Source organism: Halobellus rufus (assembly GCF_000739575.1).
Taxonomy (GTDB): Archaea; Halobacteriota; Halobacteria; order Halobacteriales; family Haloferacaceae; genus Haloquadratum; species Haloquadratum rufum.
The window spans coordinates 200,681-223,902 of record NZ_BBJO01000014.1; the positions used below are offsets into that span (position 1 = coordinate 200,681).

Genomic DNA, 23,222 nt, shown 5'->3' on the forward strand with positions numbered 1-23,222 from the left:
AGTCCTCACGGACAACGGCGGATCGCTCCGATCCCGACTCACTATCGCATCCCATGACCGACACAGAATCCGACACCGAACACGACGCATTGCCCGTGCAGTACGTTGACATCGAACGCGCACGCGAACGCCTCGACGACGACACCGTCGTCAAGCAGACGCCCGTCGAGAAGAGCACCTCCCTCGGCGCGCTCGTCGACGCGGAGGTGTACCTCAAGATGGAACACCTCCAGTGGACCGGCTCGTTCAAGACCCGCGGCGCGTACAACAAGATCAGCCAGGACGTCGCCGAGGGCGTCGAGGAGTTCGTCGCCGCCAGCGCCGGCAACCACGCCCAGGGCGTCGCGCTCGCCGCGACGAAGTGCGGCGCGGACTCGACGATCTACATGCCCGAAGACGCCCCGCAGGCGAAAGTCGACGCCACGCGGAGCTACGGCGCGACGGTGAAGTTGGAGGGCAAGGACTTCCAGGAGACGATGAGCCACGCCCAGGCGGCCGTAGAGGAGAGCGACGCCGCCTTCGTCCACGCCTACGACGATCCCGACATCATCGCCGGGCAGGGCACGCTCGGCACCGAGATGTACCACGACAACCCCGACGTCGACACCGTGATCGTCCCCATCGGCGGCGGCGGCCTGATCAGCGGGATCTCCACGGCGCTGAAGCACCTCTCGCCGGAGACGCGCGTCGTCGGCGTGCAGGCCACCGGGGCGGAGACCGTTCACGAGAGCCTCGACAAGGGCATTCCGGTCACGCTCGACGAGGTCGACACCATCGCCGACGGCATCGCGACCGGCGGGATCTCGGAGGCCACCCTGTCGATCATCCAAGCGAACGTCGACGAGGTCGTCACCGTCACCGACACCCAGATCGCGCAAGCGATCCTCTTCCTGATGGAGCGCGCCAAACAGGTCGTCGAGGGCGCGGGCGCGGCCTCCGTGGCGGCGCTCCTTTCCGACGACCTCGACGTCTCCGGCGAGACCGTGATGCCGCTGCTCTGCGGCGGCAACCTCGACATGACGCAGTTACAGACGGTGGTCGTCCACGCGCTCACCCAGCGGAAGCAGCGCATCCGCCTGCGCGTCCGCATCGACGACCGCCCGGGGAAGATGCACGAACTCTCCGGCATCATCGCCGAACAGGAGGCGAACATCCACGACGTGCGTCACGACCGCTCGGTCGAGGACCTGGAAGTCGGCGAGGCCTACCTCGTGTTCACCGTCGAGACGAGCGGTGCCGAACACGCCGCGTCCATCGTCGACGCGATCGAGAGCGCGGACTACAGCGTCGACGACGTGACGCGGGCCGACGCGTAGATTCCGAGCGAGGGACCGACTTCGACGGCGGAGTGAGTAATCGGCGACGAACGCTGCGACACCCGATCGCGGGGCTCGGCGGTTCGATCACTCGGCTCGGGGGAGTTGGACGACGACAACCGTCCCGGTCGGGTCGTTGTCCTCGATCCAGACGTCGCCACCGTACTGCCGGACCAACTGGTCGACGAGGTAGAGCCCGATGCCCGTCCCGGAACTACCGAGTCCGCTCTCGCCCTTCCCGAACACGACGTCCTTCTGGCGGTCCGGAATCCCCGGCCCGTTGTCGGCGACCCGGACCGCGACGTGTTCCTCGCGTACCTCACAGGAGACCTCGACGACGGGCGTCTCCTTGTCGTTGTGCTGGACAGCGTTGTTCAGCAGGTTTCGGAACACGGAACTGAGCATCGTGTTCGCGGTCACCGCCACGTCCGACGGGACGCCGTCGAACCTGAACTCGGCCTCCGGGAACGACTCCTCCCGAAGCGACAGTTCGGTCGTGAGGACCGCGTGTAACGAGACCGGTTCGACGGTGAGGTCCGTCCCCGAGGTGATGGTCTCCACGTAGTCGCGCGCGACCTCGGTCAGTTCGATGATGTGTTCGCCGCTGGCGAGGATCTTCTGCAGGTACTCCTGTCGCTCCTCGTCGACGTGTTCGTCGAGCAGTTCGGCCCAGCCGAGCACGACCGCCATGTCGTTTCGGATGTCGTGTCGGACGATCCGGTTCAACAGTTCGAGTTCCCGCTCGCGGCGCTTCTGCTCCGTGATGTCGATGGTGATACCGACGGCCTCCGTCAGGTTGCCCTCGCTATCTCGGAGGAGGACCTGGCGCGTGAGCCCCCAGCGTACCGTTCCGTCCGGCCGGACGATGCGGGCCTCGTAGGAGTCGGCCATCTCCTGTGGATCCGACGACTCGATGTTGTCCCGAACGCGCTCTCGGTCGTCGGGGTGGATGGTTTCGAGCAGCCGATCGACGTCGTCTTTCACCTCTTCGGACGGGATGCCCCAGATGTCCTCGAACCCGTCGCTGATGTACTCGAATTCGTCAGGTTGACTCGCCGTCCAGAGCGCGACTCCCTCGAGCTGATCGAACAACGTCCGAAAATCGCGACGTTGACCGAGCGAGGTGTCCGTCATAGGGATTCATTCACACCCGGGGAAATAAATCCCGCACACGGCTCCTCCGTGGAGCGGTCAGTCGTGCAAAAGATTCGACGTGTGCGGCTCGGCCGTCACCCCCGACGCCGATCCGCTGGCGGTTCGACGACGCGTTCCGGGCGTCGGTCGCAAAAGGTCGGTGACCGAGAGATCTACTCTGCGTGTCCGCGGGCCTCGAGTTCCTCGGCGATCGCGGGCGCGACCTCGTGGAGGTCGGCGATCACCGCGTAGTCGGCCTTCTGGATGATCGCGGCCTCCGGATCGGTGTTGATCGCGAGGATGTTCTCCGCGCCCTTACAGCCGACCATGTGCTGGACGGCCCCGCTGATCCCGGCGGGGATGTAGATCTCCGGGGCGATCTTCGCGCCGGTCTGGCCGATCTGGTCGTCGTGCGGCCGCCAGCCCTCGTTGACCGCCGCCCGCGAGGATCCGAGTGCGGCGTTCGGGACGCGCTCGACCAGCGCTTCCAGCTCCGAGAAGTCGCCGTCGGTGCCGCGGCCGCCGGAGACGACCACCCGGGCCTCTCCGAGCGGGACGCCCTCGACGTCGGACTGCTCGATATCGGTGAGCTGCACGCGGAGGTCGCCGTCGTCTACGTCCGGCGCGAACGGCTCGACCGCGGCCGCGTCGCCGCCGGTCTCGCTCGGCGAGACCTCGTTGGCCGCGACGGTGAGCAGGTTCGTGTCGGCGGTGAGCTTCGAGTGCTCGATGAGCGTGCCGCCCCAGCGCTGCCGGGTGAGCTCGTAGGCCTCGCCGACCTCGACGTCGGTGACCTCCGCGGCCATCGGCTCGTCGAGTTTCGCGGCCGCGTGCGAGAGCGTCTCCGCGCCGCGGTCCGTGCCGGGTGCGATCACGGCCTCCGTGCCGAGTTCCTCGGCGCACTGGACGACCGCCCGTCCGTACGCTTCCGGCGCGTAGTCCGCGAGCGCGTCGTCCTCGACGGTGTGCAGCGTCTCGACGCCGTGTGCGCCGGCCGCCTCGGCGACCGCGTCGGCTCCGGGGCCGAACGCGACCGCGTCCAGCGATTCGCCTGTCTGTTCGGCGACGTCGCGAGCGAGCGCGAGCGCCTGCAGCGAGACGTCGTCGAGTTCGCCGTCGTCGTGTTCGACGATCGTGAGTACCATCTCAGACCACCTCCAGTTCCTCGAGGACGTCGACGACGTCCTCGGCCGCCTCGGAGCTCTCTCCGAGAATCTCCGCGGGGCTGTCGTCGGTCTCGGGCACTTCGAGTTCGACGAGTTCGAGACCCTCAGCGCGCGGCTCCGGCGACTGCTGGTCGACGGAGGCCTTCCGCGCCTGCATCTTCGCGCGCATCGAGGGGTACCGCGGCTCGTTTAGACCTTCCTTGACCGTGATGACGGCCGGGAGGTCGATCTCGTAGACCTCGGAGCCGCCGGGGATCTCGCGTTTCGCCGTCGCGGTCCCGTCGGCGACTTCGAGGTCTTTGATGCCCGTGACGCAGGGCAGCCCGAGCTGTTCTGCCACGCGGACGCCGACTTGGTGGTTCGCCGCGTCGGCGGACTCGTTGCCGAACAGCAGCAGGTCGTAGCCCGTGTCGCTTCCCTCGACCGCCTCGGCGATGGCGCTGGCCGTGCCGACGGGGCCCCACTCCTCGTCGCCGCCGTCCAGCAGGATGCCGTCGTCGGCTCCCATCGCGATGGACGAGCGGAGCTGTTCGGTCGCGTCCTCCGGGCCGAGCGTGAGGACGGTGACGTTGCCGCCGTGTTCCTCGACGAGCTGGACGCTCTCCTCGACGGCGCACTCCTCGTGGGGGCTGAACGTGAAGCCCAGCGACGTCGTGTCGATGTCCCGCTTGTCGTCGGTCAGTGAGACCTTCGCGCCCGTTTCCGGAACGCGCTTGATTGCTGTGAGTATCTCCATAGTGTGTCTCCGTTCCCTCCGTTCAGTACTCGTTGCGGAAGAGACGGTCGTTCTCGGGGTCGAAGACGCCGCCGTTGCCGGCGACCTCGACCTCGACGGGGTACTGCTGGCCGAAGTACTCGACCTGGAGCTGTTCGCCCTCGTTGGCGTACTCCTGCGGCAGGTAAGAGAGGAGAAGGTGCTTGCCGACCGAGGGGCCGGTTCCGGCGGAGGTGACGTAGGAGCGGCGGCCCTCGTCGTCGATGAGGACGTTCCCGTCCTGATCGAGGACGGGTTCGCCGCCGGTCATGAACCGCGGCTCGCCGCCGTCGGGCGTGTGGTCCGTGACCGACAGCGTACACAGCGTCGCCGTGTTCTCCTCGTCGATCGCCGCCGCGTAGGCCTCCTTGCCGATGAAGTCGGCGTCCTTGACGCCGTGGAAGGTCAGCCCCGCCTCGGCGGGGTTGTAGTCGATCTCGAGCTCCGCGCCCATCAGGCGGTAGCTCTTCTCCATCCGGCCTGTCTCGCCGTAGACGCCGGTGCCGACGGGACGGATGTCGTGTTCCTGACCGGCCTCGTAGATCGTATCCCAGAGGCGCTGGCCGCGGTCCATCGGCGCGTAGATCTCCCAGCCGAACTCGCCGACGTAGGAGATCCGCAGCGCCTTGGCGCTGACGCCGTTGATCGTGACGTCCTTCATCTCCGCGAAGTCGAAGGAGTCGGCGGTCATCGGCTCCTCGCTGATGGAGTCCATCAGCGCTTCGGCGTTCGGACCCCACACGCCGAGCGTGCAGAGTTCGGAGGAGCGACCGATGAGTTCGGCGTCGCCCTCGAGGTGGTTCCCGAACCACGTGCGGTCTTGGCCGGCGTGGGCACCGCCGGTGATGACGCGGTAGTGGTTCTCGCCGAGACGCGCGACGGTCAGGTCAGCGACGAACCCCGCGTTCGGTGCGAGGATCGGCGTGTAGACCGCGTCGTCGACGTCGATGTCCATCCGCGCGACGCAGAGCCGCTCCATATTCTCCTCGGCGTCGCTGCCGATGATGTCGAAGATTCCGAAGCCGGTGTCGCCGACCATCCCGACGTTGTTCCGCAGGTGCAGGTGCTCGCCGAGGATGATGTCCGACCACCAGCGACTGTCCCACTCGTTGGGGCGCTGGAGGTCTTCGATCTGATCCTCGTACTTGTCGACGAGGTCGGCGTTCGACTCGTACCAGCGGGGTCGCTCCCAGCCGCCGGCCTCGAAGAATTCGGCGTCCAAGTCCTCCTGACGGTTGTAGAACGCGCTGGTCCGGAGCGGCCGCGTGGACTGCCACTGCTCGCGCGGGTGGACGATGCCGTAGATCTTCTGGTAGCCCTCGTGGGCGCGGCTCTTGACGAACTCGTTCGTCTCGCCGTACTCGTCGAAGCGGGCGACGTGGTCGTGGGCGACGATGTCGATGTCGGGGTGACCCTGCGTCATCCACTTCGAGACCTCACGAGCGATCGCGGGCGCTTCCTTGATCCAGATGGCCGCACAGGACCAGAGCCCGTCGACCTCCGGGATCGGACCGAGCAGCGGGTGCCCGTCGGGCGTGACCGAGAGCAGCCCGTCGATCGAGTGGCGGACGCCCGCGCTGGGATCGTCGAGCAGGTCGGGGATGATTTCGAGCGCGTGCTCCATCGACTGCTCGAAGGCGTCCTCGGTCAGCGGCGGCTGCGTCGGCGACAGCGGCGACTCCTCGATGGAGGGGACGTCCTCGACGTCCCAGAGGATGGGTCGGTGCTCGTAGGAGCCGACCTCGATGTCGTTGCCGTGCTGGCGCTCGTACATCTGGGTGTCCATATCCCGGATGACCGGGTAGTTGATCTCGCCCTCGGGCCCCTCCTCGAAGCGGTCGATGGGACCCACGGAGACCATCTGGTGGACGGCCGGAGTGAGCGGGATGTCGACGCCGGCCATGTCGGCGATCTTCGGGCTCCACAGCCCGGCGGCGATGATGACCTCGTCGGCCTCGACGGTCCCCTTGTCCGTCTCGACGGCCTGGATCTCACCGCCCTCGACGTGCATGTCCAGCACTTCGGTGTTCGCCGCCGTGCTGAGCGCGCCCTTTTCTTTCGCCTGCTGGCGGTAGAGTTCCCCGGCGCGAAGCGGGTCACACGTTCCCGCGCCCTTGCTGTAGAAGCCGCCTTTGATGATGTCCGTGTTGACGTACGGAACGAGCTCCTCGACCTCTTCGGGCGTCAGAAGCTCCGCGTCCTCGCCGAAGGACTTCGCGGAGACGACGCGCCGTTTGAGCTCCTCCATCCGCTCGTCGGTGCGGGCGACCTCGATCCCGCCGGAGTTCGTGAAGGTGTCGAACTCGCGGTAGATGTCCCGGCTGTCGGAGGTCAGCTGGGTCATATCCTTGCTGTGTTCGACCGGGAAAATGAAGTTCGACGCGTGTCCGGTCGATCCGCCGGGGTCCGAGAGCGGCCCCTTGTCGATCAGGAGGATGTCCTCGCGGCCTCGCTCGGCCAGTTCCCCCGCCAGGAACTGCCGACGATTCCGGCCCCGATAATTACTGTACCTGCGCTTTCTGGAAGTTCGTTCGTGCTCATAGACGTCTAACCTCGAGTTTGCGTTCGTTCATCTTGGTTTTTGGTGTCACGCGACACGGCCCCACACGTCTGTCCGCTGGTAACACCCATACTCCGTACGCGTGTAGATTTCCTACCTAACAATAATTAACCACGCCCTCAATACTACACCTCATTTTATACGGCCGTGCTCGCTCAGACGAGGAGAAACAGCAGGAACGGCACGACGAACAGCAGCACGAACAACCCGAGCAATCCGAGGCCGTAGCTGAGAACTGTCGCGAGGCCGGCGGTCCACACTTCGTGGTCGAATCGAGCGGGAGCGTTCATTTCGCCGTTCGCTTCGTGGGGCCGACGTATAATTGTAGGGACAACCCCGCCGGAGACGCTGTCGACGCATCCGGGACGGACAGCACCGCCACAGAACGTCAAAGGGCCGATAGGATGAGATTAACCACACGGCGGCTGATGAGTTCTCAAACGCCGCTGACAGCTACCGGGTCCGTCGTGGTCCGAGCCAACCCTCTTCGCGGTCGCAAGCCCCTCGCGCGCCCGCGAGACGGGAAACCGGATCGGGAGATCGAGCCGGCGAAAACGACAGACGACGAATGCGTCCGGCCTTTCGTGCCAAGATTTATGCCGAGATTGGCGAATTACCAATCGTTATGGTTGCCGAGGAAACAGTAACGAGGCCCACGTTCTGGGGGATCAGTCACCTCGGCGAGATCGTGTTCTACGTGCTCGCCGCGGTAACGATCCTCGTGTTCTGCTACGGCGTGTACCGGCGTGTCGACCGACTCACGACCGGACAGGAAGACTGGTTCGACCGGCTCGACGACCTCCCCGGTCGGATCGTCTCCAGCGCCCGAATCGTCCTCTCGAACCGCAAGCTCTTCGACCGCGACACGGTCGGCGGGCTGATGCACGCGTTCATCCTCTGGGGCTTTCTGACGCTGCTTATCGGGACGACGATCCTCGCGATCGACATGGACATCTACCAGCCGATCACGGGGCTCGTCGGCACCGAGCAGTCCTTCTTCGTCGGCGACTTCTACCTCTCGTACTCGCTGGTGATGGACGCGATGGGGCTGCTCTTCGTCGTCGGCGTCGGCGTCGCGCTGTACCGCCGGTACGCCGCGCGCAAGTGGCGGCTCCACGGAAAGCACACGAGCCTCGAAGACGACCTCTTCATCTGGGCGCTCTTTCTCCTCGGCGTCGGCGGCTACCTCACCGAGGGGCTCCGCATCCTCGGCACCGGCTTCCCGGAGTTCGAGACGGTCAGCTTCGTCGGCTGGTTCGTCGCCGACGTGCTCGCGCTCGCCGGGATGACGCAGTTGACGGCGGAGGCGATCTACCCCGCCGTCTGGTGGTCTCACGCGCTGCTGGCGTTCGCGTTCATCGCGGCGATCCCGTTCGGCAAGCCGTTCCACATGCTCTCCTCGTACGCGAACATCGTCACCCGCGACGAGAAGGCCGGGGCGCGGCTGCCGGGCATCCCCGCCGATCTCGACGCCGACACCGGGGCCGAGGAGGTCTCGGACTTCACGTGGAAGGAACTGCTCGATCAGGACGCCTGCACGAAGTGCGGCCGGTGTTCGTCGGCCTGTCCCGCGGAGTCCTCGGGGCGGCCGCTGGACCCGAGGGACGTCATCTTGGACCTCAAGCAGTACCGCGACGCGCTGGACGCCGGCGAGGCCGAGGAGGTCGACATCGTCGCCGACGGCGGCGAGAGCGTCGTCGACGGCGGCGAGAGCGTCGTCGACGCCGCGACGATGGAGTCCTGTATGGCCTGCATGGCCTGTATGGACGCCTGTCCGGTCGACATCGAGCACCTCAGTTCGTTCACGCGAATGAACCGTCAGCTGACGGACCAGGGCGACGTCGACTCCAACGTCCAGGACACCTTCGACAACATCATGGGGATGGGCAACACCTTCGGCGACCCGCCGGAGCAGCGCGCCGACTGGGCCGACGAACTCGACTTCGAGGTCACCGACGCCCGCGAGGAGGACGTCGAGTACCTCTGGTACGTCGGCGACTACCCGAGCTACGACGAGCGGAACAAGAAGGTGGCCCGCTCGCTGGCGAAGATCCTCGAACACGCCGACGTGGAGTACGGCATCCTCTTCGAGGAGGAGAAGTACGACGGCAACGACATCCGGCGGCTGGGCGAGGAGTTCCTCTACGTCGACCTCGCGGGCTATCACGTCGAGCGCTTCGAGGAAGTCGACCCCGAGAAGATCATCTGCACGGACCCGCACTCGTACAACACGTTCAAGAACGAGTACCCGGAGATCGAGTACGCCGACTTCGCCGAGGAGCCGCTGATGCAGTTCGAGTTCGACGGCGAGTGGAACAAGGACGGGAAAATCGAGGTGCTCCACTGGACGCAGGCGATCGAGGAACTCGTCGACGAGGGTCGGTTAGGGCTACAGGGCACCGAACTGGATTACACGGTGACGTACCACGATCCGTGTCACCTCGGTCGGTACAACGACGAGTACGAGGCCCCGCGGTCGCTCATCCGCGCGACCGGCGCGACGCTCTCTGAGATGCCCCGAAACCGCAACGAGTCGTTCTGCTGCGGCGGCGGGGGCGGGGGCCTCTGGATGGACATCGACGAGGAATCGAAACCGAGCGAGGAGCGGATGCGGGAGGCCCTCGAGGACACCGACGCCGGATCGGCCGTCGAGAAGTTCGTCGTCGCCTGCCCGATGTGTATGACGATGTACGAGGACGGGATGAAGACCGGCGGCTACGAGGACGACATCGAGATCGTCGACGTCGCCGAACTGCTCGTCGAGGCGATCGAGGCGGGCCCGGGTGTCGATGCGACGGGCGCAGCGGGCGCGACCAGCCAGGCCGACTGAGCGTCCCGGGGTCCGTCTCGGTCGGTAGTCGGTCTGACCGATCGTCGTTCCGTTCGGAGAGCCGACGTGTCTGATCCCGGTCGGTGCGCCCTCTATCGCGATTCTCTGCCAGATTTCGTTCGTTCGTGTCGATAAACGCGGAAAGTTATTTGTGAGCGGGTCGTGTCAGTGCGAATGGTTCGCAGGGATGTACGATCAAATACTGATACCCTACGACGGGAGCGACGAAGCCGAAAAGGGCGCTAAACACGGGATCGAACTCGCCGCTGCACTCGGATCGACCGTTCACGGCCTCTACGTCATCGACTTACCCGGCGCACCGCGGGCGTTGGCACTGCGGGACGACGAGGAGAAGATGCGGGAGGACTACCGCCGATACGGCGATCAGGTGCTCTCGGAGCTCTCGGAGATGGCCGGAGAGCACGGCGTCGACATCGTCACAGAGATGCGGACGGGCACGCCGAGCGAGGAGATCGTCGACTACGCGAAAGACGAGGGAATGGACGCCATCGTGATGGGGTCGGCCTACCGCGGGAAGATCGGCGGCCTCCTCGGCGGCACGATGGACAAGGTGGTGCGCAGCGCGACGGTTCCGGTCGTCAGCCAGCGGATGCGGATGGAAGAAATCTGACGTGGAACGAAGCGCGACTGAGACGAACGACCCGGCGGCTTACCGGTCGGAAGCCGCCTGTTGCGGACGTCTCAGGGATTGACTAACCGCTTTTCTCGGAGGTAGATGACGAGGCTCGCCGAGAGGAAGAACACACCGGCAGCGGCGTAGTTACCGATCGTCATCGCGCCCAGCGCGACGACGAAGAGCACCACGACGAGGACGGCCGCCGCCGTCGCGAGTGGATTGTCCATACACCGAGACGACACGAGAGAGAAATAATACTATCGTCGCCTCGTCAGAAGTCGTGTCGGAACTCCCAGTGGTATCGACAGCCGTGGCAGGTGGCCCACTCCGGGACGTCGATGACGTCCGGGTGTCGCCGTCCGTGTTCCATCTCGCTTCCGCAGACGGGACAGAGGAAATGCTGGAGTTCGAGGTCGGCGAACTCGTCGTAGTCGTACGTGGCCACGCAGCGGGTGCAATCGATGTCGTCGAGCGGGTACCGCTGGCTGATGTCGCTGTCACACCGGTTGCAACGCAACAGCGCGGGTGGTCGAGACGCCCACCCCACGTCACCGTCCAGCGTCGTCGTGCTCGTCTCGGGACTCGACAGTCGGAACCCGGAGTTGTCCGGATCGACGCGGAGCGGGGCGAGAACCCGGGCGCCAATGTGCTTCACCCACCCGAACACAACACGTAAAGAATCCATCACGATGAGTATTTAGGTTTGCGTGTGTTTGATCTTGCAGTGCCTGGGGGAGGCCATCAGAGCCGATCACCGCGTAAACGTCGGGTTTCGCCCCCTAGTCCACATATTCAGTCAATTACGCCACAGGAAGAGTGAGCCGTTGCACCGTAGTAAACGCACTGGCCGATAAAAAACCCGGTACGAACGAACAAGTGCTCCCCTCATATGGTGGTATTAGACGGGTTTCAGTCGCTCAATGGCGAATATTGCCCAAGTTTTATTATATCTCAACGATTGTTAATGTGTGAGGTTGTGTAACACTCCACCCAAGAGTGTCTCAACCGACGTAAGCGGCGGTGGGACACTCGCAGCGTCGATCGTACAGTCAAACGACCGAATAGGGCGGGAATGGGGCAGTGTGAGCGGGACGACGCAGTCCGCTCACCCCGAATCGAACGCAAGACGATGATACCAGAAATTCACAACAATCGCGGTTCAGCGGAGGTAGCGTATGTCAGATAGCGACGACGGAGGGATGTCCGACGGGTTGCAAGTAGAACTGTTCCATCCGGAATCGGACCGGAGCCCGGGAGACACCAACATCCAGCGGTTCGGGTTCGACATTCACCCGATCGTCTTCCCGGTCGCACTGCTGTTGATCGCGGTGTTCATCGCCGTCACCATCCTTCTCGGAGACCAAGCGGCGCAGGCGTACAGCGCGGTTCGTGGGTTCTTCGAGGGCAACTTCGGATGGTTCTACCTACTCGCGGTGAACATCTTCATCGTAACCATCCTGTACTTCGCGCTCGGCCGGTTCGGAACGATCCGGATCGGCGGCGTCGAAGCCGAAAAGGAGTTCTCCGACTTCGCGTGGATGGCGATGCTGTTCAGCGCCGGTATGGGGATCGGCCTGATGTTCTTCAGCGTCTCGGAACCGCTGTACTACGTCTCGAACGTGCCAGGGTTCTTCGGCGCTGAGGCAGGGACCGGCGCAGCCGGTGTCGCCGCGATGACGCAGACGTTCTTCCACTGGGGCTTCCACCCGTGGGCGATCTACGGCCTCGTGGGACTCGGGTTGGCGTTCTTCTCGTTCAACCGCGGGCTCCCGTTGACGTTCCGATCGATCTTCTGGCCGCTCCTCGGTGAGCGAATTTACGGGTGGCCGGGTCACCTCATCGACCTGGTGACCGTCTTCGCGACGCTGTTCGGACTGGCGACGTCGCTCGGACTGGGTGTCGCACAGGTCAACACCGGTCTCTCGTACGTCCTCGGCGATATGCTCGGTCTCGTGAGCATCCCGACCGGGACGATGCCGCAGGTAGTGCTGATCGCCGGGATCACCCTGATCGCGACGATTTCGGTCGCCGCCGGTCTCGAAAGCGGCGTCAAGCGGCTGAGCACGATCAACCTCTATCTGATGTTGACCCTGCTCGGCTTCCTCATCGTCGTCGGCCCCACGCTCTACATCTTCGGTGCGTGGGTCGAAGGCCTCGGCGCGTACTTCGGTAACTTCCTCTCGCTCGCGTTCTTCACCGGGACGCTCGGCGAGGGTGGCGGCACCGTCGGCGCGTGGACCGTGTTCTACTGGGCGTGGTGGATCGCCTGGTCGCCGTTCGTCGGGATGTTCATCGCGCGTATCTCGAAGGGCCGGACGGTCCGCGAGTTCGTGATGGGCGTGCTGTTCCTGCCGTCGCTGTTCTCGACGCTGTGGCTCGCCGCGTTCGGCGGGAGCGCACTGCAGAACACCCTCGTCGGTAACGGTGCGGCGCTGGCGACGTACAACGAACTCGGACAGACCGTCGCGATGTTCGCCCTGCTGGAGCAGTTCCCGCTCGGGGCCATCTCCGGGCTGCTCGCGACGCTCCTGGTGATCACCTTCTTCGTCACGTCCTCTGACTCGGGGTCGCTCGTCATCGACCACCTCACCTCCGGTGGCAAACACGACGTCCCGAAGGTCCAGCGGATCTTCTGGGCCGTCACCGAGGGCGCGGTCGCTGCGGTCCTGCTCATCGGTGGCGGACTCAACGCGCTGCAGACGGCGGCGATCGCGACCGGCTTCCCGTTCGCGATCATCCTCGTGTTGATGTGCTACACCGTCTATCAGGGACTGAAGAACGAACACGAGATCCTCTCCTCCGAGCAGTTCGCCGAGCGGATCCAGGATCTCACGGAGCAAGACGAGGTCGACGTCGTCACCTCGGGTAACGAGACCGTAACGGAGATTCGCGGCGGCGCAGAAACCGAGGGAGGTGACTGATCGAAACCCGAAAGTTCGCTGAACGGACCCGTTTCGACGACGAGAACCGACACTTTCCTTCCTATCTCGAATCCGAGACCGTCGACAGCGACTGCTCGGACCGGTCGCGCGTTCAGTTCGCCCAAGTGGGCGGTTCTAGTCACACCCGTCCGTCGGGTTCAATAAAACTTCCACTCGTCCTCTTCGTCGTCGCCCGGCGGGCGTCGGCTGACGCCGTCGTCGTCCTGTTCGACGTCGTCGGGCCACTGGATCCCGTCGCCTCGCACGCTGCGGTACAGCACGCCCGCAAAGGCGACGAGTAAGAGGAGCAGGACCAACGTGCCGGCGATGCTCACGAGGTCGGGGAGCGACTCGAACGGGAACTGCAGGATCCGTGCGTCGTCGGCGAGGGGGAGGGGAGGGTGCATACCTCACACTACGGGCTGGAGGCGTTTAGGTTCGGGCGGTGGCTCGTCGGTCGGAAGGGAGTGCCGAGCATCGGTCCCCGGACGTGTGCCTCAGCGCCCCTTGGCCTCGCGTTCGGCCGCGTCGGCGTGAACCCACCGACGGACCGACCCCCCGATGCCGAACGCCGCGATGCCGAACCAGGCGACGGCCCCCAGCGCGACCGGGAGAACGAGGACCGCGACTGCGCCGAGGAGACCGACGCCGACCAGACCGATCCAGGGGTCGCCGAGGCCGGCGCTCTCGGCGAGCCACGCGCCGACGACGACGTATCCGATCCCACCGAGCGTGAGCAACGCGCCGGCGAGGGCGACCGCCGCGACCGTCAGCACCGCAGACGAGTCGACGCCGAGTCCGGCGAGTTGCGTGAGCCCGTAGGCGACGAGAAAGCCCGCCAGCGCGTACGCGAACAGTCCGTAGAGCACCGAGAGCGGGACGCTCTCTGTCGAGGCGCGTACGGCAGTCCGCAGCCGGTTTCCGTACAGATAGAGGACGGCACCGCCCACGATCGTACTGCTCATAAAGGCCAGCGCCGCCCGGTAGGAAGCGGGGACCGTCGTGACCGCCGACGGGTCGACTAGCTGTAGTGATACCGCCAACGCCGTCGCGAGCGCGTCGACGGGGAGCAACGCTGTCTGGAAAATCACGACACGAGATATCACAGCGCGTGGTGAAAGTGTATCGATCGAGCGCGGCGCAGTCGGTGCGTATCCCGCGTGCCGTCACTCCCGGGTCAGTCGACCTTCCGCCACGCGGAGCGCCGAGGTGTTTTCCTCGACGTCGTGGACGCGGACGACGTCAGCGCCCCGGTCGGCAGCGATCGCCGTTCCCGCGACCGTCGGCGTCAGTCGCCCGTCGTCGGCGTAATCGACGCCCTCGAACATCGACTTCCGCGAGTGCCCGATCAGTACCGGACAGCCCAGCGCCCGTAACTCCGCGGCGCGGTCGATGAGGGCGAACGACTCCTCGGGGGACTTCCCGAATCCGCAACCGGGGTCGACGACGACCTTCTCCGGGTCGATCCCGGCCCGTTCGGCCCGGATGAGCTGTTCGTTGAGCGCGTCGATGACGTCTTCGACGACGTCGTCGTAGACCGGGGTGTCGTCGGGGTCGACGGGGATCGAGTGGCTGTGCATCAACACGAGGGACGCGTCGTGCTCGGCTATGACGAACGGCATCTCCGGATCCGCGAGCCCGGAGACGTCGTTGACGATGTCCGCGCCGGCCGCGAGGGCCGCGTCGGCCACCTCGGCCTTCCACGTGTCGACGGAGATTGGGGCGTCGAGGTCGGCGAGCGCCTCGATCACCGGGACGACTCGGTCGATCTCCTCGGCGGCCGGGACCGGGTCCGCGCCGGGGCGGGTGCTTTCGCCGCCGACGTCGATGATCTCCGCGCCCGCGTCGACCAGCTCCTGCGCGCGGTCGACGGCCGCGTCGACCGCCTCGTACTCCCCGCCGTCGTGAAAGCTGTCCGGCGTCACGTTGAGAATGCCCATCACGGCCGTGTCGTCGCCGCCGAGCGGGCCCAAGCCGGCCTCGTTCGGAGGGTCCTGCGGTCCGAGCTGTTCGCGCAGTTGCGTCGCGACGTGCCGGAGTCCCAAGTCCGCGTCCGCGAGTTCGGAGACGAGCTCTCGGAGCCCCGTGGTCGTGCCCGCGATCACCGTCGCGACCAGTTTCTGTGGGCTGCCCGCCCGCGAGCGGCGGCAGTCGACGCCGACTGCCGTTGCGAGGTCTGCGACCCGTTCGGCCTGGTCGGGCCGGAGGTAGGTCCTGAACACGCGTCGGTCGACGTCCGCGGCGGTCACTGGTCCGCCCGGTGAACCCGCGGTCGGGACGTCGAAGGCCGCACCCACGAAGGACGCGTCCACGTGCGCCTCCCGGGGTCGAACGACGGGCACCAGCGTGCGGGCCCAGCGGTCCCGCGCCTCCGCGACGGCGTACAGCGAGCCCGTGACGAGGACGAAATCGTCGGGGTCGGCGGCTTCGATGGCGGCCTCGGTGGCTTCGGCGACCGACGGCACGACCTCGACGGCGTCGGCGCGGGATTCGAGCGTTTCGGCCAGCGCGTCGGGCTCTGCGGCCCGATCGAGGTCCGGTCGGGTCGCGTACGCCGACGCAACCGGCGGGAGTGACGCGACCATCTCGTCGTGGTCTTTGTCCGCCATCGCGCCGAAGACGAGATGGAGGTCGTCGTAGGTGTAGCGGTCGAGGAGGGCCGAGAGCGTCTCCGCCGCGCCGGGGTTGTGCGAGCCGTCGAGGACGGTCATCGGCTCCGTGGACATAATCTCGAAGCGCCCCGGCCAGACGACCGATCGGAGTCCCATGGCGATGGTTTCGGGATCGACGTCCGCGATCTGTCGTGCGAGCGTCGCCGCGACGCCGGCGTTGGCGGCCTGGTGTGCGCCCAGAAGTGGAAGCTGCGTCTCGACCGACCAGTCCGGACCGGCGATCCGCACGTCGCTTTCGACCGCCGAGTGCATCCCGCGTTCAATCGCGACGACGTCCGGGCGATCCCCGTCGGTCCCCTCCTCCGTCCCCACCGCGACGACCTCGGTGATCTCGCGGATCGCCTCGAGGGCCGCGCCGGTCGCTCCCGTGACGAGCGGGGCGTTGGCGGGCGCGACCTGCGCCTTGTCGCGCGCGATCTCCTCGACGGTGTCGCCCAGCAGTTCGGTGTGTTCGAGGCTGACGCTCGTGACGGCGCTCGCGATCGGGTCGACCGCGCTCGTCGCGTCGTACCGCCCGCCGATCCCGACCTCGAGGATAGCCACGTCGACGTCCATCTCGCTGAAGTGCCGTAGCGCGAGGGCGGTCAGGACCTCGAAGTGGGTCGGTTCGTCGTCGATCTCGCGGAGTCGGTCGATGCAGGGAGCGATCTCCTCGACGTACGTCGCGAGTTGGGACTTCGGAATCTTTCGGCCGTCGACCTGCACCTGTTCGCGGAAGTCGTTCAAGCCCGGCGAGGTGAAGATACCCACGCTGACGCCCGCTCGCCGCAGCACGCTGTCCAGCATCCGGGCGGTGCTCCCCTTCCCGTTCGATCCCGCGATCTGCACGCAGTCGACGTCGTCCTGTGGGTCGTCGAAGTGCGCGAGCATCTGCGCCGTGGTCTCGATACCGAGTTTCGGCCGCCGCTGCTGGAACGAGGTGAGGTAGTCGGCCGCCTCGTGGTATTTCATACCAACGTATCGTCGTCGGTTACCTGATTAACCTATCGCAGCGGAGTCGATCCGCGGAAACTATTACAAATCAGATATTTATACGGTGGCCGACAGATTGCGAGTATATCGGATATACTTAAATCAGTCAACCGCGACCGACAGCAATCTGGGCGATGGAAATATCCAGCGGTCGTCGGTATATTCTCCAGAGCCGAGCCGTCTCCGAGCCCAGCTTCGAAAAATGTATCCCTCTTTTGGACAGCTATTTCCGATATATCCGGAGCCCAACGAAACGCGCTCGAAACACGTCTTATCTGATTTCTGTAAATTTTTTCCGATACGCTTACGTGGCCTCCGCGGGTCACCGCAAAGTATGGCCTCCGAAGACGAGGGCGGTTTCCCAACAGATTACGAGATTGCAACGAAAGCGGAGAAACAACCGATCGGCGACGTCCTCGAACCGTGGGGCGTCGGCGACGACGACGTCGAACTGTACGGCGACTATAAGGCGAAACTGTCGCACGACGCCGTAAGCCGGCTTCGTGACAACGCCGAGAACAAGGAGGGCAACCTCGTGCTCGTGACGGGGATGACCCCGACGCCGATGGGCGAGGGCAAGACGGTCACCACCGTCGGCCTCGGCCAGACGCTCAACCACGTCGGCGAGGACGCGATGATCGCGATCCGCGAACCGTCGCTCGGGCCGGTCTTCGGCGTGAAGGGCGGCGCGGCCGGCGGCGGCTACTCGCAGGTGCTCCCGATGGAGGACATCAACCTCCACTTCACCGGCGACCTCCACGCGCTCACCTCCGCGCACAACCTCATCGCGGCGATGCTCGACGCGAAGATCTCCCAGAGCGACGAGATCGACATCGACGTCAACGACGTCGCGTGGCCGCGCGCGATGGATATGAACGAGCGCGCACTCCGCGACATCGTCATCGGCCTCGGCGGGTCCTCCGGCGGCACTCCCCGCGAGAGCCGCTTCCTCCTCACGGCCGCCTCCGAGCTGATGGCCGTCCTCTGTCTCGCCGAGGACCTCGCCGATCTCAAAGAGCGGGTCGCCCGCATCATCGTCGCCTACACCGAGGACGGCGACCCCGTCACCGTCGACGACATCGACGCGACCGGCCCGGCCTCGATGCTGCTGAAGGACGCGATCAAGCCGAACCTCGTTCAGACGCTCGAGGGCACGCCCGCGTTCGTCCACGGCGGCCCCTTCGCGAACATCGCCCACGGGACGAACTCCCTCATCGCCGACAAGGCCGCCTTCGGGATGGGCGATTACCTCGTCACTGAGGCAGGCTTCGGCTCCGATCTCGGCGCGGAGAAGTTCATGAACATCGTCTGCCGCCTCGGCGACATGACGCCGAACGCGGTCGTGCTCGTCTCGACTGTCCGCGCGCTGAAGTACCACGGGATGGGCATGTGGCCCGCCGACCTCGAAGAGGTCAAGGAAGCCGGCGTCGACGAACTCGAAGCCGGGTTCGCGAACCTGGACAAGCACGTCCGGAACCTCCAGAAGTTCGGCGTCCCGGTCGTCGTCGCGCTCAACCGCTTCCCCGACGACTCGGACGAGGAGGTCCAGGCGGTGCTCGATCACTGCCGCGAGGACCTCGGCGTCCGCATCGCCGAGTCGAACGTCTTCGCCGAGGGCAGCGAGGGCGGCGTCGACCTCGCCGAGAACGTCATCGAGGCCGTCGACGAGGGCGACGAGGACGAGTTCGACCACCTCTACCCCGACGACGCCCCGATCAAAGAGAAGATCGAGACCGTCGCGACCGAGGTCTACGGTGCCGACGGCGTCAACTTCACGGGCGGCGCGGAGGACGACATCGAACGGCTCGAAGACCTCGGCTTCGACGACGTCCCGGTCTGTCTCTCGAAGACGTTCCACTCCCTGAGCGACGACCCCTCGAAGAAGGGCGCGCCCTCGGGCTGGGAGCTGGAAGTCCGCGAGCTGTACCCCTCCGCGGGTGCCGGCTTCATTGTCGCGCTAACGGGCGACGTCCTCGACATGCCGGGCCTCCCGGCCGTGCCCGCCGCCGCGGGGATGGACATCGACGAGGACGGCAACATCAGCGGCCTGTTCTGAGGCCGCCGACGCGCTGTCTCTCCCGACGGCAGTTCGAGAATCGGCGACGGTCGAACGAGCGGTGATTTTTTGCGGCTGACGGCGTCGAGAACGATAGCGCCGCCAGCAGCGACCACACGGCGACGACCGGATGGACCGGGGCGCTTGTCACCGCTCTTCGGCGAATACCCAGAGCGCCCGATAGAGGTCCCACAGCGAACGGTCACAGCGGTCGGCGATCGCCCGATACGTCTCCAGATACTCCTCGTAGTCCGCCGCCGTCGGTGAGTCGGGGTAGTCGTCGTCGAGTTCGCCCAGCGCCCGCAGCGTCGACCACTGCCGCTCGTCGATAACGACGTACCGATCGGGGTCGATGAACTGGCAGAACGCCGATCCGATCTGGACGTCGACGCCCGAGAGCGCGGTCAACCGCCTCAGCATCTCCGCCGCCGTGTCGGCCTCGACGGCGGCCGATATCGCCTCGTGGACGTCCTCGTAATCGTTTTCGTCGTAGGCGTCCTCGATCGCGCGGCGGTCGGCGTTCGGGACCGCACCCAGGAACCGACGGCCGTACCACTGAACGACCCACTCGGGGTCGCGCCAGCCGTAGTCGCCGTCGGCGAACGTCCCGGGCAACAGGTCGACGTGCTCGTCCTCGACTGTCGAGAGCGGCTGGTAATCGGGATACCGTTCGACCCGCTCGTCGATCGCTTCCGCGGTGAGTTCCATACGCCAACCTCGGGCGCGAGGGTTCTCAGACTGTCGGCTCACAGCCGTCGGGGTGAACGCAGGCAGCTGTCGCGGACGTCGAACGCGAGCCTCGATGGTTCGGGCGAATCCAAGAATCTGAGGATCTGCGGGTCCGTTTTTATTTGCGATGTCGAAGTCGGTGGTATGTCGCCAGAAGTCGCACGGCTGGGGCACGTCGCGCTGGAAACGCCGGACGTCGAGGAGTCGCTGTCGTTCTTCTCTGACACCGTGGGGTTGGAGGTCGTCGAGCGGACGGCCGAGACCGCCTACCTGCGCGGCGTCGAGGAGTACGACCACCACACGCTCAGCCTGACGGCCGCCGAGGAGTCGGGCGTCGACCACGTCGGCTGGCAGACCGAAGAACCGGAACACGTCGCGGCGTTCGCCGACCGCCTCGAAGCGGAGGGAATCGACGTCTCGTGGGTCGAGGAAGGCGTCGAGGCGGGGCAGGGCGAGGCGATCCGCTTCGAGGTGCCGAACGGACACCGCTTCGAGCTTTACGGCGAGATGGCGAAGCCCGAACCGCCGAAGGAGCGCCGCTCGAAGCTCAAGAACCGCCAGTACGACCCCACGGAGAACCACCCCACCGCACCGAATCGGATCGATCACCTGCAGATCTGGGACGGCGACGCGCTGGAGTGCGCCGAGTGGATCCGCGACGTCCTCGGGTTCGACGAGCAGGAGTACTACGACCTCGAGGACGGCTCCCGGTGGGGGACCTTCCTCAGCGCCTGCGGCGTGAAGATCGACCTCGCGATCGTCCAGTCCGAACACGCCGACGACGACGCCGCCGTCCACCACGTCGCCTTCGAGGTCGACGGCGTCAGAGACCTCTTCGAGGCGCACAACGTGATGAACGAGAACGGCGTCCCGGTCGACGGGATCGGCCAGCACGGGATCTCGCGGGGCGAGTTTATGTACGCACGAGACCCCACCAGCGGCCACCGGATCGAGTTCAACACCGGGAGTTACCTCACGCTCGACCCCCACTGGGAGCCGGTCGAGTGGGAGGAAAACGACATCAGCGACGGCGACGACCACCAGTGGGTCGGCGGCATCGACTCGCTGGAGCGCGTCACGTACTGAATCGGGTCCCGGGAACGCCAGACACCGCTATCGACCCCTAGCAGCGAGCCTCACTGAGACGCCCGTCGACGGCGGCGTATCGAGCACGGTTTTTCACCGCTGGTCATTACTTGTATTCCGGGTAAAACGGCGACCTGACGCTTTCGTCCGGGATTCTCGGCTGAGGTATGTGAGAAAGATTCATACGCTTGGCAGGGAAGGATTCGAACAGAGATGAGCCACAACGCGGAGGGAACACAGTATGTCGAGTGAAGAACAGGAACCGGTGAAAACGATCTGTCCGTACTGCGGCGTCGGCTGCGGCATCCAAGTGATGCCCGGCGAGGAGCCCAGCGATATGCGCTTCATGCCGTGGGGCGACGCGCCGGTCAACGACGGCCGGGTCTGCATCAAAGGCGGCGCGGCGACGCAGGTCGTCGACCACGAGGACCGACTCACCACGCCGCAGATCAAAGAGGACGGCGAGTTCCGCGAGGCGACGTGGGAGGAGGCCTACGAGCGCATCGTCGAGGAGATGGAGGGGATCCGAGAGGAGTTCGGCCCCGACGCGATGGGCTTCTTCGGCTCCTCGAAGACGATGAACGAGGAGAACTACCTCCTCCAGAAGCTCGCGCGACGCTACGGCACCAACAACGTCGACAACTGCACGCGGATGTGCCACGCCTCGACCGTCTGGGCGCTCCGGACGAGCCTCGGCGCGGGCGCGATGACCAACAGTATGGAGGACCTCCAGAACGAGGCCGACGTGCTGTGGATCCAGGGCGCGAACCCCGCCGAACAGCACCCCATCGCCAACAGCAACTACTTCCGACAGGCGGTCCTCGACGGCGCGACCGTCATTCAGGTCGACCCCCACGCGAACAAGACGACCCGCTCGTTCGACATCGAGGAGACCGAGCGCCACCAGCACCTCCAACTGGAGCCCGGCACCGACATCCCGCTCCTCAACATCGTCCTCAAGACGGTGCTGGAGAACGACTGGGTCGACGAGGAGTTCGTCGAGGAGCGCACCGAGGGCATCGAGCACCTCCGCGAGACGCTCGAAGACTTCGACAAGGAGGCCGCCGCCGAGGAGTGCGGCGTCCCGCTCGAAGACATCGAACTCGCGGCCGAGAAGTACGCGAAGGCCGACAACGCCGCCATCTTCACCGGGATGGGGATGAGCCAGCACACCTGCGGCGTCGACAACGTCCAAAACGAGATCAACCTCGCGCTCATCACCGGCAACCTCGGCCGGCCCGGCACCGGCGTCAACCCGCTGCGCGGCCAGAACAACGTGCAGGGGACCTCCGACGTCGGCGCGATGCCGAACGTCCTGCCCGGCTACCAGCTCGTCGACGACGACGAGGCGCGCGAGAGCGTCGAGGACGTCTGGGGATTCGAGATCCCCGACGAGCCCGGCCTGACGAACGTCGAGATCACCGGCGCGATCGGCGAGCAGATCCAGGGGATGTACGTGATGGGCGAGAACCCGATCATGTCCGAGCCCAACGCGAACCACGTCGCCGACCTGCTCGACGAACTCAACTTCCTCGTCGTTCAGGACATCTTCATGACCGAGACCGCGGAGTACGCCGACGTGCTGCTGCCGGCCACGACGTGGGCAGAGCGCGGCGGGACCGTCACCAACACCGACCGTCGCGTCCAGCGGATGCGCGGCGTGGAGAAGGTCCACGAGAACACCAAGCACGACCTCGAGATCCTCTGTGAGGTCGGCACGCGCCTCTTCGGCGAGGGCTTCGACTTCGACACCCCCGAAGAGGTCTTCGAGGAGCTTCGACAGGTCTGCCCGAGCTACCACGGGATGACCTACGACGCGCTCGGCGAAGAGGGCATCCACTGGCCCTGCTACGAGCCCGGCGACGAGGGCGACCAGTTCCTCTACGAGGACAGCTTCGACACCGAGAGCGGACTCGGCCACATCGAGGGCGTCACCCACCAGCCCCCGAAGGAGGTGCCCGACGACGAGTACCCGCTCATCCTCACCACCGCGCGCCTCGAAGAGCACTACAACACCGGGACGATGAGTCGCCGGTCGCCGCGGCTCAACAACCAGTACCCGGAGAACTTCGTGGACGTCCACCCGAACGACGCCGAGCGCTACGGCATCGAGGACGGCGAGACGATCAAAGTCAAGTCCCGCCGCGGCGAGATCGAACTCGAAGCGCACGTGACCGAGGACATCAAGGAAGGCGTCATCTGGACGACGCCGCACTTCGCCGCCGCATCGGCGAACAGACTCACCAACGACGTCCTCGACGAGCGGGCGAAGATCCCCGAGTACAAGGCCGCCGCGGCCGAGATCGAGGTCGGCGTCGAGCCGAGCGGATCCGAGAACGCACCCGCGGACGACTGATAGGTCCCCGAAGCGGGTTTCCGGACGGGACGC

General features: G+C 65.7%; 18 protein-coding genes. 7 read left to right on the forward strand and 11 right to left on the reverse strand.

The window, feature by feature from the left end; genetic code table 11:
- Nucleotides 1-53: 53 nt before the first annotated feature.
- Complete coding sequence (gene ilvA / locus ACP99_RS07545; protein ID WP_049986005.1) at nt 54-1,316, forward strand: threonine ammonia-lyase; 1,263 nt, start codon at nt 54-56, stop codon at nt 1,314-1,316.
- Nucleotides 1,317-1,403: 87 nt separating this feature from the next.
- Here ilvA and ACP99_RS07550 read toward each other — a convergent pair whose 3' ends face one another.
- From ACP99_RS07550 to ACP99_RS21175, 5 genes are all read right to left on the reverse strand, one after another.
- Nucleotides 1,404-2,450 carry a PAS domain-containing sensor histidine kinase gene (locus ACP99_RS07550; RefSeq protein WP_049986006.1) on the reverse strand — a complete coding sequence of 349 codons (1,047 nt, stop codon included), beginning with the start codon at nt 2,448-2,450 and terminating at the stop codon, nt 1,404-1,406.
- Between the two features lie 173 nt (nt 2,451-2,623).
- A complete protein-coding gene (locus tag ACP99_RS07555; RefSeq protein WP_049986007.1) occupies nt 2,624-3,595 on the reverse strand; it encodes an electron transfer flavoprotein subunit alpha/FixB family protein in 972 nt (323 codons plus the stop codon).
- A 1-nt stretch (nt 3,596) separates the two neighbouring features.
- Nucleotides 3,597-4,352: an electron transfer flavoprotein subunit beta/FixA family protein gene (locus ACP99_RS07560; RefSeq protein WP_049986008.1), complete on the reverse strand. Its 756-nt coding sequence runs from the start codon at nt 4,350-4,352 to the stop codon at nt 3,597-3,599.
- A gap of 22 nt (nt 4,353-4,374) precedes the next feature.
- Nucleotides 4,375-6,843, reverse strand: coding sequence for a GcvT family protein (locus tag ACP99_RS07565; RefSeq protein ID WP_331280762.1), 2,469 nt, complete (start codon nt 6,841-6,843; stop codon nt 4,375-4,377).
- Nucleotides 6,844-7,085: 242 nt separating this feature from the next.
- Nucleotides 7,086-7,220 (reverse strand): hypothetical protein, encoded by a 135-nt coding sequence (locus ACP99_RS21175; protein ID WP_269319654.1) that lies wholly within the window; start codon nt 7,218-7,220, stop codon nt 7,086-7,088.
- Nucleotides 7,221-7,555: 335 nt separating this feature from the next.
- Between ACP99_RS21175 and ACP99_RS07570 the strand changes: the two genes are divergently transcribed.
- Nucleotides 7,556-9,760: a (Fe-S)-binding protein gene (locus ACP99_RS07570; protein WP_197052379.1), complete on the forward strand. Its 2,205-nt coding sequence runs from the start codon at nt 7,556-7,558 to the stop codon at nt 9,758-9,760.
- Between the two features lie 187 nt (nt 9,761-9,947).
- The gene (locus tag ACP99_RS07575; RefSeq protein WP_049986009.1) at nt 9,948-10,391 is read left to right on the forward strand and encodes a universal stress protein; all 444 of its coding nucleotides are present in this window, start codon (nt 9,948-9,950) and stop codon (nt 10,389-10,391) included.
- Nucleotides 10,392-10,462: 71 nt separating this feature from the next.
- On the opposite strand, the gene ACP99_RS20435 is transcribed toward ACP99_RS07575, so the two are convergent.
- Both ACP99_RS20435 and ACP99_RS07580 read right to left on the reverse strand, forming a co-directional pair.
- Nucleotides 10,463-10,624, reverse strand: coding sequence for a hypothetical protein (locus tag ACP99_RS20435; protein WP_197052380.1), 162 nt, complete (start codon nt 10,622-10,624; stop codon nt 10,463-10,465).
- A gap of 44 nt (nt 10,625-10,668) precedes the next feature.
- A complete protein-coding gene (locus tag ACP99_RS07580; RefSeq protein WP_231554241.1) occupies nt 10,669-11,052 on the reverse strand; it encodes a hypothetical protein in 384 nt (127 codons plus the stop codon).
- 520 nt (nt 11,053-11,572) lie between these two features.
- Between ACP99_RS07580 and ACP99_RS07585 the strand changes: the two genes are divergently transcribed.
- Nucleotides 11,573-13,318, forward strand: a complete 1,746-nt coding sequence (locus ACP99_RS07585) for a BCCT family transporter (protein WP_049986011.1) — start codon at nt 11,573-11,575, stop codon at nt 13,316-13,318.
- A gap of 158 nt (nt 13,319-13,476) precedes the next feature.
- On the opposite strand, the gene ACP99_RS07590 is transcribed toward ACP99_RS07585, so the two are convergent.
- The 3 genes from ACP99_RS07590 to folP all read right to left on the reverse strand — a co-directional run bounded on the left by ACP99_RS07590 (nt 13,477) and on the right by folP (nt 16,941).
- Nucleotides 13,477-13,725, reverse strand: coding sequence for a hypothetical protein (locus ACP99_RS07590; RefSeq protein ID WP_049986012.1), 249 nt, complete (start codon nt 13,723-13,725; stop codon nt 13,477-13,479).
- A gap of 90 nt (nt 13,726-13,815) precedes the next feature.
- The gene (locus ACP99_RS07595; RefSeq protein WP_049986013.1) at nt 13,816-14,409 is read right to left on the reverse strand and encodes a hypothetical protein; all 594 of its coding nucleotides are present in this window, start codon (nt 14,407-14,409) and stop codon (nt 13,816-13,818) included.
- Between the two features lie 75 nt (nt 14,410-14,484).
- On the reverse strand, nt 14,485-16,941 hold the full coding sequence (folP, locus tag ACP99_RS07600; RefSeq protein ID WP_049986014.1) for a dihydropteroate synthase: 2,457 nt from the start codon (nt 16,939-16,941) through the stop codon (nt 14,485-14,487).
- Nucleotides 16,942-17,296: 355 nt separating this feature from the next.
- Between folP and ACP99_RS07605 the strand changes: the two genes are divergently transcribed.
- Complete coding sequence (locus ACP99_RS07605) at nt 17,297-19,018, forward strand: formate--tetrahydrofolate ligase (RefSeq protein WP_049986015.1); 1,722 nt, start codon at nt 17,297-17,299, stop codon at nt 19,016-19,018.
- A gap of 147 nt (nt 19,019-19,165) precedes the next feature.
- On the opposite strand, the gene ACP99_RS07610 is transcribed toward ACP99_RS07605, so the two are convergent.
- Nucleotides 19,166-19,726 (reverse strand): hypothetical protein, encoded by a 561-nt coding sequence (locus ACP99_RS07610; RefSeq protein ID WP_049986016.1) that lies wholly within the window; start codon nt 19,724-19,726, stop codon nt 19,166-19,168.
- Nucleotides 19,727-19,891: 165 nt separating this feature from the next.
- Between ACP99_RS07610 and ACP99_RS07615 the strand changes: the two genes are divergently transcribed.
- Entirely contained in the window at nt 19,892-20,833 is a 942-nt protein-coding gene (locus tag ACP99_RS07615; RefSeq protein WP_049986017.1) for a VOC family protein, read from the forward strand.
- A 241-nt stretch (nt 20,834-21,074) separates the two neighbouring features.
- A complete protein-coding gene (fdhF, locus tag ACP99_RS07620) occupies nt 21,075-23,189 on the forward strand; it encodes a formate dehydrogenase subunit alpha (protein ID WP_049986018.1) in 2,115 nt (704 codons plus the stop codon).
- The last annotated feature ends 33 nt before the right edge of the window (nt 23,190-23,222 follow it).

Coding starts and splice junctions, on each gene's coding strand:
- ilvA (WP_049986005.1), top strand. CDS start 54: ATGACCGACACAGAATCCGACACCGAACACGACGCATTGCCCGTGCAG.
- ACP99_RS07550 (WP_049986006.1), bottom strand. CDS start 2,450: ATGACGGACACCTCGCTCGGTCAACGTCGCGATTTTCGGACGTTGTTC.
- ACP99_RS07555 (WP_049986007.1), bottom strand. CDS start 3,595: ATGGTACTCACGATCGTCGAACACGACGACGGCGAACTCGACGACGTC.
- ACP99_RS07560 (WP_049986008.1), bottom strand. CDS start 4,352: ATGGAGATACTCACAGCAATCAAGCGCGTTCCGGAAACGGGCGCGAAG.
- ACP99_RS21175 (WP_269319654.1), bottom strand. CDS start 7,220: ATGAACGCTCCCGCTCGATTCGACCACGAAGTGTGGACCGCCGGCCTC.
- ACP99_RS07570 (WP_197052379.1), top strand. CDS start 7,556: ATGGTTGCCGAGGAAACAGTAACGAGGCCCACGTTCTGGGGGATCAGT.
- ACP99_RS07575 (WP_049986009.1), top strand. CDS start 9,948: ATGTACGATCAAATACTGATACCCTACGACGGGAGCGACGAAGCCGAA.
- ACP99_RS20435 (WP_197052380.1), bottom strand. CDS start 10,624: ATGGACAATCCACTCGCGACGGCGGCGGCCGTCCTCGTCGTGGTGCTC.
- ACP99_RS07585 (WP_049986011.1), top strand. CDS start 11,573: ATGTCAGATAGCGACGACGGAGGGATGTCCGACGGGTTGCAAGTAGAA.
- ACP99_RS07590 (WP_049986012.1), bottom strand. CDS start 13,725: ATGCACCCTCCCCTCCCCCTCGCCGACGACGCACGGATCCTGCAGTTC.
- folP (WP_049986014.1), bottom strand. CDS start 16,941: ATGAAATACCACGAGGCGGCCGACTACCTCACCTCGTTCCAGCAGCGG.
- ACP99_RS07605 (WP_049986015.1), top strand. CDS start 17,297: ATGGCCTCCGAAGACGAGGGCGGTTTCCCAACAGATTACGAGATTGCA.
- ACP99_RS07610 (WP_049986016.1), bottom strand. CDS start 19,726: ATGGAACTCACCGCGGAAGCGATCGACGAGCGGGTCGAACGGTATCCC.
- ACP99_RS07615 (WP_049986017.1), top strand. CDS start 19,892: ATGTCGCCAGAAGTCGCACGGCTGGGGCACGTCGCGCTGGAAACGCCG.
- fdhF (WP_049986018.1), top strand. CDS start 21,075: ATGTCGAGTGAAGAACAGGAACCGGTGAAAACGATCTGTCCGTACTGC.